Source organism: Paenibacillus albidus (genome assembly GCF_014644435.1).
GTDB classification, from domain to species: domain Bacteria; phylum Bacillota; class Bacilli; order Paenibacillales; family Paenibacillaceae; genus Paenibacillus_AQ; species Paenibacillus_AQ albidus.
Genome location: NZ_BMKR01000017.1, coordinates 60939 through 74925 on the forward strand (window position 1 = coordinate 60939; position 13987 = coordinate 74925).

Here is a 13987-nt window from a genome sequence, read left to right on the forward strand (position 1 = left end):
AAAATCGGCCGGACAACGTTTGACTAGCTATAATTTATGCACTCCCTATTTCCATGACACTATTTCTCTGTAGCCTTATTATAATGAAGCGCTTGCGGCTAAATTTTATGTTTTTTACGGTATTCTCCCGGAGTCATTCCTGTAGTCTGCTTGAACTGCCGGTTGAAATAAATAATATTCTTATAACCCATACGCTCGGCAATCTCATAGATTTTGAGGGTTGGATCACTCAGCAGCTCGGATACCCGGCTTGTCTTGCGCTCATTCACGTATTCACTGAAAGGCTGCCCATATTCCTCCTTGAACAGATAGCCCAGGTAATTCGGTGTGAAGTCGAAGTGGGCCGCCACCTCTTTTAAGGTAATCTTCTTCTCCAGATTCTCCTCCACATAACGTATGATCTCATCGATCAGCTTGCGCTTCTGCCGCTGCCGCTTCACATACAGCAGCTCCGACAGCTCGAAGAACCTGCGCCGCATCCAGGATAGGATGTCATGGATGGTCTCGAACTGGAACAGGATATCCGGCTGATGGGATTCCCATTGGAGCAGCTCATACAGGTTCTCGTTCTGCTGCTGAAGATCAGCATGAAGCTTCGAAGTGATGCGGACGATCAGCTCATAGACCTCTTTCCTTCCGGTGGCCGGAAGATCTTTCGTAAACAGCTCAAGTAAATGGTCGTCTATTGATACGAGATCATACTGGATGATGGCCTCGAGCAGCCGGTCCACCGTTAGTTCAATCTGCGGCCCGGATGTTCCCCGCGGTGACGACTGTGTAGTATCCCGGATCAGACGGTTCTTGCCGAGCAGCCACTTGGCACTGAGCGCAGCCTGTGCTTGCCGGTAGGACTCGTGTAGTCCTGCCTCTTCAGCTGCGTACCGTCCGACACCTACGGTTACCGTGCAGGGAGAAGAATCCGCCACTTTGCGGATCAGCTCCTCCAGCAGACTCAGAAAGCTGTCCTGAGGGAGGGAAGACAGGATCACAAACCGGGTATGGTGGACAGCAATCCAAGTGCCCAGCTTGGCCTCCTCGACAAAGGTTTTAATCACAGCGACAATTTGACGAGTGATACCGTGGGTGTCCTCCTCGGACAAATCGCGCATTTTCCACTCCAGATCATCGATCTCCACGATCGCTGCCGCCGCGCCTTTCTGCAAAAAGGGAGTCAATATGCTGTGCAGATGCGGCTCAGCTGAATCCGGCGATCCCTCATCGAACCAGCGCAGCAGCAACTCCTTGTTCACCAAAGAAAGGGCTTCACTGAAGGAGCGGTCCTGCTCCCTTTCCTGCTCCATTTTGGCGCAAAGTGTGCCCATCATTTCATATAAGTCCTTATCCTGAACGGGCTTCAGCAGATATCCGGAGGCATTGATCTCAATCGCCTCCTTGGCGTAACTGAAATCCTCATGGCCGCTGATGAACACAATTTTGGTCTTCGGGCTCAGCGCCTTCGCCTTGCGTGCAAATTCAGTCCCGGTCATGATCGGCATCCGGATGTCGGATAAAATAATATCAACCTGTGTTTCCTCCATAATTTTGAGCGCACCAAAGCCACTGCTCGCCGTGCCCACTACATTAATATTTAGTCCGCTGGCCAGCATTCTTCGGCGCATCCACTCCAGGTCAACTGCTTCATCGTCTACCAGCAATAAGTTAATACTCATAATAGTAATGTTCCTCCTGTGTTCGTGCGGGTTGCAGATTACGGGGCAAACCCTTCATCCTTTTCTTCGTTGTCCTTAATCCCGGCGGGAAGCAGAAGTTGTACGGTTGTGCCTGCCCCAAAAATGCTCGCAATGGTCACTCCGTAGTCGCCCCCGTATCTGAGCTTGATCCGCTCGTTCACGTTCTTAACCCCGTAGCCGCCGGCCTGGCTCGGTCCTTGCATCATTCGTGTAATCTCCTCAGGACGCATTCCAATTCCGTTGTCGATGACTTTCAGCTCAATATTGCCGCCTACCCGCTTGCCGGTGAGACGGATGGCAATCGTCTCACCAAACCATGCATGCTTGAAAACATTTTCCACAAAAGGCTGAAGGACCAGCTTGATGACCTGCATGTGCAGAATTTCCTTGTCTACATCCACATATACCGTGAACGCATCCGCATATTTGACCCGCTGGATTTCAAGGTACGTGGCGACCTGCTCCAGTTCCTTCTCCAGTTCAATGTAGACATTGCCCTGATTCAGGGTCAACCGGTAGAAGCGCGCGAGTCCCTGCACCATGTCGGTGACCTTCTCAATCTCCCCGAGATTGGCCAGGCTGCTTATCGTTGAAAGTGTATTATACAGGAAATGCGGATTAATCTGCGCCTGCAGCGCTTCCAGCTCCGCCTGCTTCTTTTGGATGCCCTGCACATACACGCTGTTGATCAGTTCCTGAATATTGGTTGCCATCACATTGAACGAATCCGCAATCTGCACGAATTCATCATTCCCGGAGAAGCGGATACGCTTCTGGAAGTTCCCTTCCTGGAAGGAACGCACCAGCCCCACGATCCGGCTCATCTTGCGTCCGGACAGCCGCGCCACCACATATCCGATCACCGTCATCACCAGAAAGCTCAGTGCACATACCGCAAAAATCACACGGCGCAGCCTGCCGGCATCCTTCGTCAGATACGTATAGGGAACCAGAGATTCGATGACGAAGCTGCTCCCGGGAATCTTTTCATGCAGACTGAGAAAATCCCTGCCTGCATCATCATCATTCACCATGCCGCGCTGGAACAGAATATCGCCGGTAGTCTCTTCGACAAGCCGGAGCGTAATCCCCTCTTCGAGAGGGAAGGTGTCAAAGCCGCCAAACAGATCCTCAAGGGTTACGGTAATACGGACATAGCCGATCACGGTTTTGTAATCGCTGAAGTTGACCAGTCTGCGGACATGCGAAATGTTGTCCAGCTTCTGGTCCGTGTCAATCTGCAGCCAGAGGTTGTCCCGTTTCGAATCCTTGAGAGACTGATACCATTCGCTGCCCGTGATATCCGTAAGCGGCAGAATGTAATAATCACTGTCATGAATCGGCTCATTCAGATTGTCACCGGATACAATGTTAAGGTCACTGTTAGGCGTATAGAGCATGAAGCGGATCTTGTTCCCGAACAGCTGCAGCGGCGCGGTAATCTGGGGAACGATCTCATCCAGCATGACCAGATAAATTTCAAACGGCGTCCCCTTCAGCTCAAGGGCGCGCTGAAAGGGCTGGCTGCTAAACAGATTATCCGACATCCGCTGAATTTCATCCATTTGGTAGCGGATATTGTTCCTGGCCTGCTCCATTCCCGTCCGGATGTTCGACTCCGCCATCTCTGTCCGCGAATCGGTCAGCATGGAATAGGAGATATAGCCGATAATTACATCGGTCAGGAGCACCAGCAGCAGATAGGGAATCATCATTTTGTAGGTGAAAGGCATATATTTCTTCAGCTTGGGCATCACTTGCAGAACATCCTTCTGTATGGATTTAGGTATGTCTATATTAACGTCCCCTTGCCGAGAAATAAATAGTCAGCGACAAAAGAGGCGTCCAGACACCCTCTGGGCCCTTTTCGCTATATTGAAGGCTTAGAGATCTGCAGTACCACCTCTGCCGATGCAAGTCCAGTCGAAACTGCCCGCACTGTAACCGGCCCCGCTTCGGCCGAAGCCTGGACAAGCGCCAGGCACCAGCCGTTAAAAGCTCTGCGCACCGTAGCCTTGTCCGGCTCATGGCTGCTGGGATTGCCATTGCCTACGCCGAGGAGAATTCCGGCACCTTCCACTTCGAACCGGACTTCATTATCTGCCGTTGGCACGATATTCCCCTGCCCGTCCACGACAGCCACGCGGACAGGCACCGTGTCCGCACCATCCGCCACTGCGCGTGAACGATCGGGGTACAACCGGATCCCGGCGGCCTGGCCTGCGGTGACCGCCACTTTGCGGGTAACGGGCTTCCCGCCGATTTTGCCGACTGCTATCAGCTCTCCAGGCTCATATCCAACGTCCCAGGACAGATGTGCCGTCCGGTTCACCTGCTGTTCGCCAAGGCTTCTGCCATTCAGGATCAGCTCGACCGTCTCCGTATTGGAGAATACGCGGACTTCAATCACCCGGCCTTCGGCGCCGTTCCACGTCCAGTGCGGGAATAGATGCACCATCGGTTCATCGGTCCATACAGCCTGCATGTAATAGTAGCTGTCCTTTGGAAAACCGCAGGTATCCATGATTCCAAAATGCGAGTTGATGCATGGCCACCGATACGGAGTCGGCTCTCCCCGGTAATCGAATCCTGTCCACAGGAACACTCCGGTCAGAAAGCGGTTCTGGGCCACATCGCTCCACGCTCTCTCCGGGCTGCATCCCCATGAAGGAACATTCGTACCGTATTCCGAACAGTAGCCCCGTACCGGATCATCCTCATAGATACCACGGGTCGTCGTATAGCTGGCCGATTCGCTGCCAATCATCACCCGTTCCGGGTACTGCTCATGATCCCTGATATCCAGGTTGTTGCGCTGCCCGTAGTTATAGCCTACAATATCCACCACCTCGCTGTAGCCGCCCTCGTTCCAGCCATGATTCAGGGCGGCGGAGACTGGCCGGGTGGGATCTATCTTCCGGGTGGTGTCTGCCAATGTCTTGAGAATCCGCGCCCCCATCACGGTCCCTTCAAGCACCTCTTCATTCTCCAGATTCCAGATGATGACACTGGGATGGTTGCGGTCCCGGTAGAGCATCCGTTTCAGTTGGGACAGGCCATTCGGACTGCTGTCGAGCTTGCGGTTCTCATCCATCACCAGCATGCCGATCCGGTCGCAAGCCGCCAGCAGTTCCGGGGTCGGCGGATGGTGGGCGCTGCGGTAGGCGTTGGAACCCATCTCCTGCAGCAGCTTCAGCTTATATTCGATCAGACTGTCCGGCAGGGCTACACCGACACCGGCGAAATCCTGATGATTGCACGTCCCTTTGATGAGAAGGGGTTCTCCATTCAGGAAAAAACCTTCATTCGCATCAAAACGGATGGTGCGGATGCCAAATACCGTCTCATACCGGTCCACCGTCTCCCCATCCAGCTTCACCAAAGACACCGCCCGGTACAAGTAAGGGGTATCTGTAGACCAAAGCTTAGGTTGTTCCACGACAATCTGCTGCTCCTGCTTCCGTTCCCCATAACTCCCGGCAAAAATCCGGTCCACTGCGCTGCCCACGGCCTGTCCGTCCGCATCATAAATTTCCGTCACAAGTTCCAGCGTTTCGCTCTGTGTCCCTTCATTGCAAAGGATGGTTCTGACATTCACCACGGCCTGTTCCCGGCTCACTTCCGGAGTCGTGATAACGGTGCCGAATTCGCCTACATGCAGGAGATGGGTCTGTTCAAGCCATACATGGCGGTAGATGCCGCAGCCTTCGTACCACCAGCCTTCAGGTTCAGTCGCGTCCACCTTGACCAGTATGACGTTTTTGCCCTCATCCCCGTAACGCAGCACATCCGACAGATCATAACTGAACCCGATGTACCCGCCCCGGTGCTCCCCGATCAAATGACCGTTCACCCACACTGTGCTGACGCCCGACACACCATCAAAACGGATGTTCCATTTGCGCCCCAGGCCTTCGGCCGGAATTTCAAAGGTCTTGCGGTAAAAACCTGTGCCTCCGGGTAAATACCCATGACTGCCATCCCTCGACCCCAGCAGGTCATCATGCACATATTGCTGCTCGATACACCAGTCATGCGGCAGCCCAACGCTTGCCCACTCGAGCTGCTGATGTTCCATGCCTTTATCATTAAAAGCAATATCCAGCCACTCGCCCTCCTGAAGAGAGCCGCAGTCTGTAATGCCGCCGGTCATGCCCCCCTTGACGGCATAGGGGATACTGATGTCCCCTTTGTAGAAATGCCAATCCTGATCAAATAAACGCTGTTCCCTTGCCGGCTGCTGCTTCATATGTAACCACCCCTATACTGGACTATATTCATATTCTAGAATAAGATGTGCCCATAGAGTTAGCACAATGCTAGGATAGAACAGCACAATATGAACACCAAGGGGGTACAGTCATGTTGCTTCCATTTCGTCTATCCTCCTATCCGCAGAATGAGCGCCGGCCGCTGACCCTGTACAATATCGGCTGTCACGGCCAGCATCATGTCCTGCGGCCCTCCGGTTATCTGGTGCCGCAATGCTTTGTCGTCTTTGAAGGGACCGGACGGGTCGATTTCAAGGACGGAAGCCATCTTCTCCTGGGAGCCAGGGATGCGCTGCTTCTGCCCAAGGGTCTGGCGCATGAGTATTATCCCTTATCCGACTCGCCTTGGCTGGTTGGATATATTGGGTTCAAGGGTACCGCAGCTGACGAAATTGTCAGCGGCTGCGGTTTGCCGCTCTGCACAGTGATCCGCCTGAAGGATACCCGATTATTGCGCATTCAACTGGAGGCGCTATGGGAAATGGCGGATCAGCCTGATCCGTTGCAGGCGGCCGTAACCTCCACCAAGCTGTATGAATTTATGCTTCAGCTGTCCGAACAAGCAGAGACCGCTGCTGCCACATCTGCGGTGCCGCATGGAACTCCAGCAGAGGAAGCGCTGCGCCAAGCGGCCGGATATATGCAGGAGCACTACTCCGAGCCTTTGCTCATGTCGAATATTGCCCATGCCGTCGGGTACTCCGTTCAGCACTTCCAGCGCATATTCAGAGAGGCTTACGGGGTGACTCCACATGCCTATCTCCAGCGCATCCGCCTGCGGCAGGCCAGCCTGTGGCTGGAGGGGGAACCCGGCCTCTCGATCAAGGAAATCGCCGGACGATTGGGTCTGGAACCCAACTATTTCGTCCGCGCGTTCAAAAAAGCTTACGGTGTTGCGCCTGGCATCTACCGGGATCAAGTAACGGGAGCAGCCGACGATCGATGAAGTGGCTGTCGCTCATTTAGAATCATACTGGACCAAAGTCGGGGCATCGCACCCGACTGCGGATAGATGCTTAAGCTGGATTTCCCCATTATAATGAGGAAAGTAATGGCAGGAGAGGGGATTTATACAGTATGAAGAAACAAAGTGCGTTACAAAGCTGGTCCATGCTCATGCTGGCTTTGCCTAAAGGTATCTTGACCTTTGTGATCGTAGTGACGGGTATCTGTGTTAGTTTGCCGCTCATCATAATATGGGTTGGCTTGCCTTTGCTGGCGCTGACACTTGCAGTCAGTCAACGGATGATGTCCAATGAAGAGGCCCAGGTGGAAGCATGGCTGGGTAATGGCGGAGAGGATCAACCTCACCCGGATCATTCAGCAGCACTGCGCTGGAACGGATGGTCAGCGCTAATCTCCACGCTTGGGCAGGCGCGGACTCACCGGGCGATAATCTACAGCTTGGCACAGCTTCCTATAGGGATTGCTTGTTTTACCATTGCAGTCGTGGTGCCGGTTACGGCTTTTGCCGTGATGTTAACGCCCTTGGCCTATAGGCTCAGCACCGAGCTCCCGTTGTCCTTTGATCTGTATAGCTATGATCCGGTACTTTCATTTCTGTTCACGGACCTGGATGCATCCGAACGGGCTTGGGCTGCCGGAGGCATCGGGCTGGTGCTGGTTCTGCTGGTGCCAAAGTTCCTGAAAGTAATGGGCCGCCTTTATTCCGCATGGGTTCAATCGATAGCATCACATACATAATGACACTTTCGTATCCACGTCAAAAAACTACCCTCCGAAATGATGAGGGTAGTTTTTGACGTTCACTAGCTTAAGCTTAGAGGATTACTCCTTGGGCTTATATTCCTGATTCGATGCGGCCAGCATCGCTTCCCAGTCGGCAAAGGAGGTTTCTCTTTGCACATGGCGGTCAAACAGTTCATCCGGGATATTCTGAATATCCTCACGCGTCTTGGCCTGGAAATTCCCCTTCTCCAGAAACTCATCGAAACTGCCGAAGGCGGAATACTTGCGCATAAATGACTCGTTGAACAGCTTGTCCAGAGGTACGAAATTCGGATCCTCCGGGACCTCGTTTTGCCCCTGCAAATCCTTCAGCAAATCCTCAAATGACATCGGTTTTTGTTTTCTCAAATTACCACTCCTATAATTGTTGTGTGATTTACAAGAAGAAAAGACCGTCCTCAAGCAGGATACGGCCTATAACCCTGGCACATATTCTGAAAGCCGGTTACCCCGTACACACGGTCCCGTGCGCTCTCTTCGCATTGTACTTCTAAACTTGTTCTATTATACCAAGGACGGGGCGAGTTGTTAAATTTAATTTGTAACCGGAGGCCCATTTCGGCGCTGAACGGATTTCAGATGATTTCAGAGAGTGTCCCTTCAGCGGTAAAATCACTAATTCTTATCTGATTTTACCACAAATTAGTAAGGTATTCCTCAAACCGCTTCTATGTTAGCCTATATTAAGAAAACGTTTACAAAATTAAATCCAAAGGAGACCTCAATGACAAAAACAATGCGAGTCCACAAATCTTTCTGGTCACTGGCCCTGGTTACTTCCCTTCTGCTCTCCCTGTTCTCCCCTGCAGCTGCCGCAGCTGCCGATCCAACGTTGTCTGCCTCAGCAGCCTCCAAGAGCAAAATGCAAGCCTATGTAGAAGACATGCAGCCAGGCTGGAACCTGGGCAATACGCTGGATGCTACCGGTGCAGACGAGACCTCCTGGGGAAATCCCCGTGTAACGAAAAAGCTGATTCAGCAAATTGCCGGACAAGGCTACAAAAGCATCCGCATTCCCGTCACCTGGGATCAGCACATGGGAGCAGCACCGGACTATACCATCGACAAAGCTTACCTTGACCGTGTGGAAGAGGTTGTGGGCTGGGCCCTGGATGCCAAGTTGTACGTGATGATAAATGTGCACCATGACTCCTGGCTGTGGGTGAGCTCCATGGAACCCAAACATGATGAAGTGTTGGCCCGCTACAATGCGGCCTGGACGCAAATTGCCGACCGCTTCAAAGATAAATCCGCCAAACTGATGTTCGAGAGCATCAATGAACCCCGCTTCTCCGAAGGCGGCACCACTGATGAAGCGAAAATGACTGAAATGCTCAAGGAGCTTAATACTTCCTTCCATACTATCATCCGCTCTTCCGGGGGAAAAAATGATTCTCGTCCACTGGTTCTGCCTGGAGTGGAAACCTCCCCTACCCAGGAGAGAATCAATGAGCTCTACAAAACGATCACTGAGCTGAACGACCCCAATCTGATCGCCACCGTGCATTATTACGGGTTCTGGCCGTTCAGTGTGAACATCGCCGGCTACACCACCTTTGAAAAAGATACGAAAAACGATATCGTCCAGACTTTTGATAACGTATACAATACCTTTGTAGCCAAAGGTATCCCCGTCATTGTCGGCGAATACGGACTGCTCGGCTTCGATAAGAATACAGGCGTTATCGAGCAGGGCGAGAAGCTGAAATTTTTTGAATTCCTGACCTACTATCTCAAGGAGAAAAAAATCACCACCATGCTCTGGGACAACGGCCAGCATTTCAACCGCACGACCTACAAGTGGTCGGATCCCGAGCTGTTCAATGTCATGAAGGAAGGTCTGAAATCACGCTCGTCCAATGCGGCCAGCGATCTGATCTACCTGAAGAAGGGAGCGGCTCCTCAAGATACTGCCGTCCTTCTGAATCTGAACGGCAACAAGCTGACCTCGCTCAGCGTGAATGACAAGAAGCTGGACAAAGGCAAGGACTACAGCCTGAACGGCGAGACCTTGACCCTTAAGGCCAGCCTGCTCAAGAAGCTCACCGCTGCCAATAAATACGGCGTAAATGCAGTCATTACCGCCAAATTCAACAAAGGCGCCAACTGGAACTTTAATGTCATTTTGTCCGATACCGCCAAGCTGAGCAGCACACAGGGCACTACTGAAGCTTTTACCATCCCTGCAGTCTTCAACGGCAACCAGCTTGCTACTATGGAAGCAGTTTATGCTGCCGGCGGCAATGCAGGTCCACAGGATTGGACGTCCTACAAAGAGTTCGGCTACACCTTTTCTCCGGCTTATGACACTGGAGGAATCAAGCTGCTTCCGGATTTCTTCAAGGATGTCAAGGACGGTGAAGTGAAGCTTACCTTCCATTTCTGGAACGGCGATAAGATTCAGTACAAGATCGTTAAGAATGGAACAAGTGTTGTGGGTACGGCACTGTAATCTTTAACTGTATCTATAGCAGGAAAAGGCGTTCTCCACTTGGACTTGGGGAACGCCTTTTTTATGAAACTCACTTCAGGGTAGCTGCCTGTGTTCGTGATGATCACCGGTGTAAGGTATCGTGGCCGGACAGTATATTTCTGCTTGCGCCATGGAAGCTGCTGGCGAGGAGGCTTTTTCACTGCATTCTGTACAGCAGCTGGCACATAAATACGGCTCGTTGGACGATTTGACTGCATTTGATGCATTAGAAACAGCCGAAAAGGGTAAAAAACACCTCTTTACTAAAATATGCAATGTACAAAATACATCAGAACGAACTATCAAGCGCTCCCAGAGCGATTTGGCTGCGCAAAATACATTCAAAACAGAAATTAGAACACATTGTTCTCCGAAAGAAACGGCGCCCCGGGAAGTCTGTTTTGGACACATATTCATACCCGCCCCAAGAGGTTTAAGGAATAGATCCGCCTCCCCTAGCTGATGTACCGTGGCTGCAATATCGATGATGGGTAGGGATGGAAGATAAATACAGATTTGAATTGACTTTATTCATTGGGGGATGGTACGCTCACACTATATTCAGGCGTTCGCTAAACCGAACGATTCCTGCACCAATTGGTTGTATCGCCAGAAGGAGAGCCCTTATGACTGACCGACGGTACGCCCTGAACAAGGGCAACTTATCCAATGAATTATTGCTGCTGCTGGAGCTGCTGGCTACAGATGCTCCTGCAAGCATCGCAGAAGAGAAGGCAGCGCTGTTCGCTGAGGTGGACTGGGAATTGTTCGTCCGGCTGGCCTTGCATCACCGGGTCTACCCCTTTTTATTCCCCAGGCTCAGCATGATAGGGGAAGAACGGGTTCCGGCAACGGCCATTCAGCGGCTCAAGCAGGAATACCGCCGCAATACCCTGCAGATGCTTCAACTGGGCGGAGAGATGGGGCGGCTCAGCGATAAGCTGGCCCAACTGAATATCCGCTCCCTGTTTCTAAAGGGGCCCGTGCTGGCCCAGGATCTGTACGGGGACATTTCACTGCGCACCTCGCGTGATCTTGACTTTCTGGTGCCTATGCATGATCTGGCCGCAGCGGAAGCCCTGCTCAGAGAGCTTGGCTACTTGCAGGAAGAAGTATTTGAGCCTATCCTGGGCGACTGGAAATGGCGGGAGCATCATCTGACCTTCCACCATCCCAGTCAACATATCAAGGTGGAGGTCCATTGGCGTCTAAGTCCGGGCCCTTCCAAGGAACCGGCGTTTGATGAGCTGTGGCGGAGAGCCCGGACCAGTAAAAATTTCGGCCCGGATGTTCATTATCTTGGCAAAGAAGATCTGTTCATGTTCCTCGCCGCCCACGGCGCCAGACATGGCTGGTCCCGGCTGCGCTGGCTGCATGATATCAAGCAGCTGCTCCTGCAAACGCCTGATCCTGTGCTGCTGCTGCGGCTGCTGCACCAGTATCATTATGAACACGCCGCCGGACAAGCACTTATCCTGGCTTCCGGGCTGCTCAACGCCCCTGTGGATGACTCCGGTCTCGCCGGGTTAACAGCGAAGCCTAAGGCCCGCCGCCTTGCGGACCTGGCTATGTTCTATGTCGAGCGCCAGGTCAATCTGCATAACCCGCCGCTCGGCCCGGAAGTCGAAAAGCATTATAAATATTATAAGCCCGCCATTCTGTCGCGGCGGCAGCAGCTCTTATATATGCTTGGTTTTCTCTACCCCTACGCCGCAGATGCCAAGACGCTCCCTCTGCCCAAGGCGCTGCATGCGCTGTATTTCCCGCTCCGCCCCTTCCTGTGGAGCTGGAGAAAAGTCACGGGCAAGGAATAGAGCACAGGCGCCTTATACAGCAACGTTTGACCGGCCAGATTCATCCCGATGAAACTGGCCGGGAATTGCCGGAGCTGCCGCCTCCCTATAAATGCATGCTGAAAAGCCCTTCCCCGCCGATTGTCTCGGGGAAGGGCTTTTCACTAGGTTAGCTGGAGGGCGCCCCCGCAACCAAGCTGCTACATGGCCTCCTCCTGGCTGCCAAGTAAGCGGCTGAACATGCCGCCTTTCTCGGAAGCCAATCCGCCATACACACCCTGCTGGACTACACGGCCTTGATCGATCACCAGGATCTGGTCCGCTCCCCGGATGGTAGACAGGCGGTGGGCAATGATAATAAGCGTCACCGAGTGCTTCAGCCGCTCCAGCGCCTCCTGAATCTTCTTCTCATTCTCCGTATCCAGCGCACTGGTAGCCTCGTCCAGCACCAGAATGGACGGCTTGCGGATAATCGCCCGGGCCAGCACCAGCCGCTGGCGTTCTCCGCCCGACAGCCTGACGCCGCGGTCTCCGATCAGCGTATCCAGCCCTTCCGGCAGCGCACGGACGAAATCCGCCGAAGAAGCAAATTCCAGCGCCTCCCACAGCTCCTCTTCGCTGGCATCCGGCTTGATCATGGTCAGGTTGTCCCGGATGGTGGCGTTGTACAGGAACGGGTCCTGGGCCACATAACCTATAGACCTTCTGAACGGAAGCAGCCGTTCCCCCGATATGGGCCGGCCATCGGCCAGAATCTCGCCCGACTCCGGCTGCATCAGCCCCATAAGCAAGTCAACAAGCGTGCTTTTCCCCGCCCCCGACCGCCCGACAACCGCCGTCATCCGGTTGGCCGGGATGAAGACATTCACCTGCTGCAGTGAATATTCCGGATGATCCGGCTGGTAGCGGAAATTGACATTCCGGGCTTCCAGACCTTGCCGGAGTTTCAGGGGAGCAACAGTCTCCGCCCCTTCTGTCTGTCCGCGTTCCGCAGCCTCACGGCATTCGGCCTGCAGCTGCTGCAGCTGCCTGAAGGAGGGCAGGACAGCAGCCAACTGCTCCATCAATGACTGCAGAGTGGCAAAGGTTGGCCACAAACGGGCAAAGACCAGAATGACCAGCAGCAGATGCGGACCTTCCGCGTGCAGAAACCGGAACGATACAAAGATGAATCCGGCGATCAGCAGCGCGGAGGACATTTTGTACAGCAGCTGGGAATTGGAACGCAGCCGGGTATAATCCAGCTGCTCATTTTTGACCTCAGCGGTAAATTCATGCAGCCATGCCAGCCGGGAAGACTCCAGAGTGTTGCTTTTGATATCCTTGATTCCATTCAATTGGTCCGTGATCCCGGCCAGATACATTTTGCCCAGCAGCGAGCTGCGGCTGCCCAGCTTTTTGGCCTTGCGGATGAAGCGGCGGGAGAAGACAGACAGCAGCACCGCGCAGACAAGCACGCCCAGGGTCATCGAAGGGGACAGCCAAAAGGCGAAGCCGATCTGAACCAGGGTGAAGAGCAGCGAGGTAAGAAACTGCAGGAAGCTGCTGATTCCGGCCAGCACTCTGGCCAGCTCCGTAGTCATGATATTAATCAGATCGGAGGTGCGCTTTTTCAGAAAAAAAGACCACTCGGACCGCAGCAATTCGCTGTACACCTCATAACGCAGCTCCCGGCTGTAGCTCTGCTGAATGTCCACGTTGCGGATGGCCACCGAACGCGAAATCAAATTCTGGGACAGGATGATCAGGACATAGGCTCCCAGCACCATAACCAGCACTGTGGACTGCGGCAGATCCGTCAGAAAGCTGAACACAGGCAGGTTGATTCCCGCTCCGGCCCCGCTGATCTGAATGCCGGCCATCCCAAGCATGGGCACTAACAGCAGAATGGCAGAGCTCTCCAGCAGACCGCTGATGACCATGCCGAATAAATTCAGGTAGAGCTTCACACCGGATAAGTGATGCAGCTGCCTGATGTAATAAATAATCGCTTGCATGATGGCACACCTC

At 53.2% G+C, this 13987-nt stretch carries 10 protein-coding genes; 5 read left to right on the forward strand and 5 right to left on the reverse strand.

Going from position 1 to position 13987, the window contains the following annotated elements; genetic code table 11:
• Positions 1-98: 98 nt before the first annotated feature.
• From IEY53_RS19360 to galA, 3 genes are all read right to left on the reverse strand, one after another.
• A complete protein-coding gene (locus IEY53_RS19360) occupies positions 99-1670 on the reverse strand; it encodes a response regulator (RefSeq protein WP_189027872.1) in 1572 nt (523 codons plus the stop codon).
• A 38-nt stretch (positions 1671-1708) separates the two neighbouring features.
• On the reverse strand, positions 1709-3445 hold the full coding sequence (locus IEY53_RS19365) for a sensor histidine kinase (RefSeq protein WP_189027956.1): 1737 nt from the start codon (positions 3443-3445) through the stop codon (positions 1709-1711).
• A 116-nt stretch (positions 3446-3561) separates the two neighbouring features.
• Positions 3562-5940: a beta-galactosidase GalA gene (gene galA / locus IEY53_RS19370; protein WP_189027873.1), complete on the reverse strand. Its 2379-nt coding sequence runs from the start codon at positions 5938-5940 to the stop codon at positions 3562-3564.
• A gap of 113 nt (positions 5941-6053) precedes the next feature.
• Between galA and IEY53_RS19375 the strand changes: the two genes are divergently transcribed.
• Both IEY53_RS19375 and IEY53_RS19380 read left to right on the forward strand, forming a co-directional pair.
• The gene (locus IEY53_RS19375) at positions 6054-6908 is read left to right on the forward strand and encodes a helix-turn-helix transcriptional regulator (RefSeq protein WP_189027875.1); all 855 of its coding nucleotides are present in this window, start codon (positions 6054-6056) and stop codon (positions 6906-6908) included.
• Between the two features lie 131 nt (positions 6909-7039).
• The gene (locus IEY53_RS19380; protein ID WP_189027877.1) at positions 7040-7666 is read left to right on the forward strand and encodes a sensor domain-containing protein; all 627 of its coding nucleotides are present in this window, start codon (positions 7040-7042) and stop codon (positions 7664-7666) included.
• 84 nt (positions 7667-7750) lie between these two features.
• Here IEY53_RS19380 and IEY53_RS19385 read toward each other — a convergent pair whose 3' ends face one another.
• A complete protein-coding gene (locus tag IEY53_RS19385; RefSeq protein ID WP_189027958.1) occupies positions 7751-8041 on the reverse strand; it encodes a hypothetical protein in 291 nt (96 codons plus the stop codon).
• A 394-nt stretch (positions 8042-8435) separates the two neighbouring features.
• Between IEY53_RS19385 and IEY53_RS19390 the strand changes: the two genes are divergently transcribed.
• From IEY53_RS19390 to IEY53_RS19400, 3 genes are all read left to right on the forward strand, one after another.
• Positions 8436-10163 carry a cellulase family glycosylhydrolase gene (locus IEY53_RS19390; protein WP_229696238.1) on the forward strand — a complete coding sequence of 576 codons (1728 nt, stop codon included), beginning with the start codon at positions 8436-8438 and terminating at the stop codon, positions 10161-10163.
• A gap of 151 nt (positions 10164-10314) precedes the next feature.
• Positions 10315-10647 (forward strand): hypothetical protein, encoded by a 333-nt coding sequence (locus tag IEY53_RS19395; RefSeq protein WP_189027878.1) that lies wholly within the window; start codon positions 10315-10317, stop codon positions 10645-10647.
• A gap of 163 nt (positions 10648-10810) precedes the next feature.
• Entirely contained in the window at positions 10811-11998 is a 1188-nt protein-coding gene (locus IEY53_RS19400; protein ID WP_189027879.1) for a nucleotidyltransferase domain-containing protein, read from the forward strand.
• A 179-nt stretch (positions 11999-12177) separates the two neighbouring features.
• On the opposite strand, the gene IEY53_RS19405 is transcribed toward IEY53_RS19400, so the two are convergent.
• Entirely contained in the window at positions 12178-13974 is a 1797-nt protein-coding gene (locus IEY53_RS19405; protein ID WP_189027880.1) for an ABC transporter ATP-binding protein, read from the reverse strand.
• Positions 13975-13987 lie beyond the last annotated feature (13 nt).

Coding starts and splice junctions, on each gene's coding strand:
- IEY53_RS19360 (WP_189027872.1), bottom strand. CDS start 1,670: ATGAGTATTAACTTATTGCTGGTAGACGATGAAGCAGTTGACCTGGAG.
- IEY53_RS19395 (WP_189027878.1), top strand. CDS start 10,315: ATGGAAGCTGCTGGCGAGGAGGCTTTTTCACTGCATTCTGTACAGCAG.
- IEY53_RS19380 (WP_189027877.1), top strand. CDS start 7,040: ATGAAGAAACAAAGTGCGTTACAAAGCTGGTCCATGCTCATGCTGGCT.
- IEY53_RS19375 (WP_189027875.1), top strand. CDS start 6,054: ATGTTGCTTCCATTTCGTCTATCCTCCTATCCGCAGAATGAGCGCCGG.
- galA (WP_189027873.1), bottom strand. CDS start 5,940: ATGAAGCAGCAGCCGGCAAGGGAACAGCGTTTATTTGATCAGGATTGG.
- IEY53_RS19405 (WP_189027880.1), bottom strand. CDS start 13,974: ATGCAAGCGATTATTTATTACATCAGGCAGCTGCATCACTTATCCGGT.
- IEY53_RS19400 (WP_189027879.1), top strand. CDS start 10,811: ATGACTGACCGACGGTACGCCCTGAACAAGGGCAACTTATCCAATGAA.
- IEY53_RS19385 (WP_189027958.1), bottom strand. CDS start 8,041: ATGTCATTTGAGGATTTGCTGAAGGATTTGCAGGGGCAAAACGAGGTC.
- IEY53_RS19390 (WP_229696238.1), top strand. CDS start 8,436: ATGACAAAAACAATGCGAGTCCACAAATCTTTCTGGTCACTGGCCCTG.
- IEY53_RS19365 (WP_189027956.1), bottom strand. CDS start 3,445: ATGCCCAAGCTGAAGAAATATATGCCTTTCACCTACAAAATGATGATT.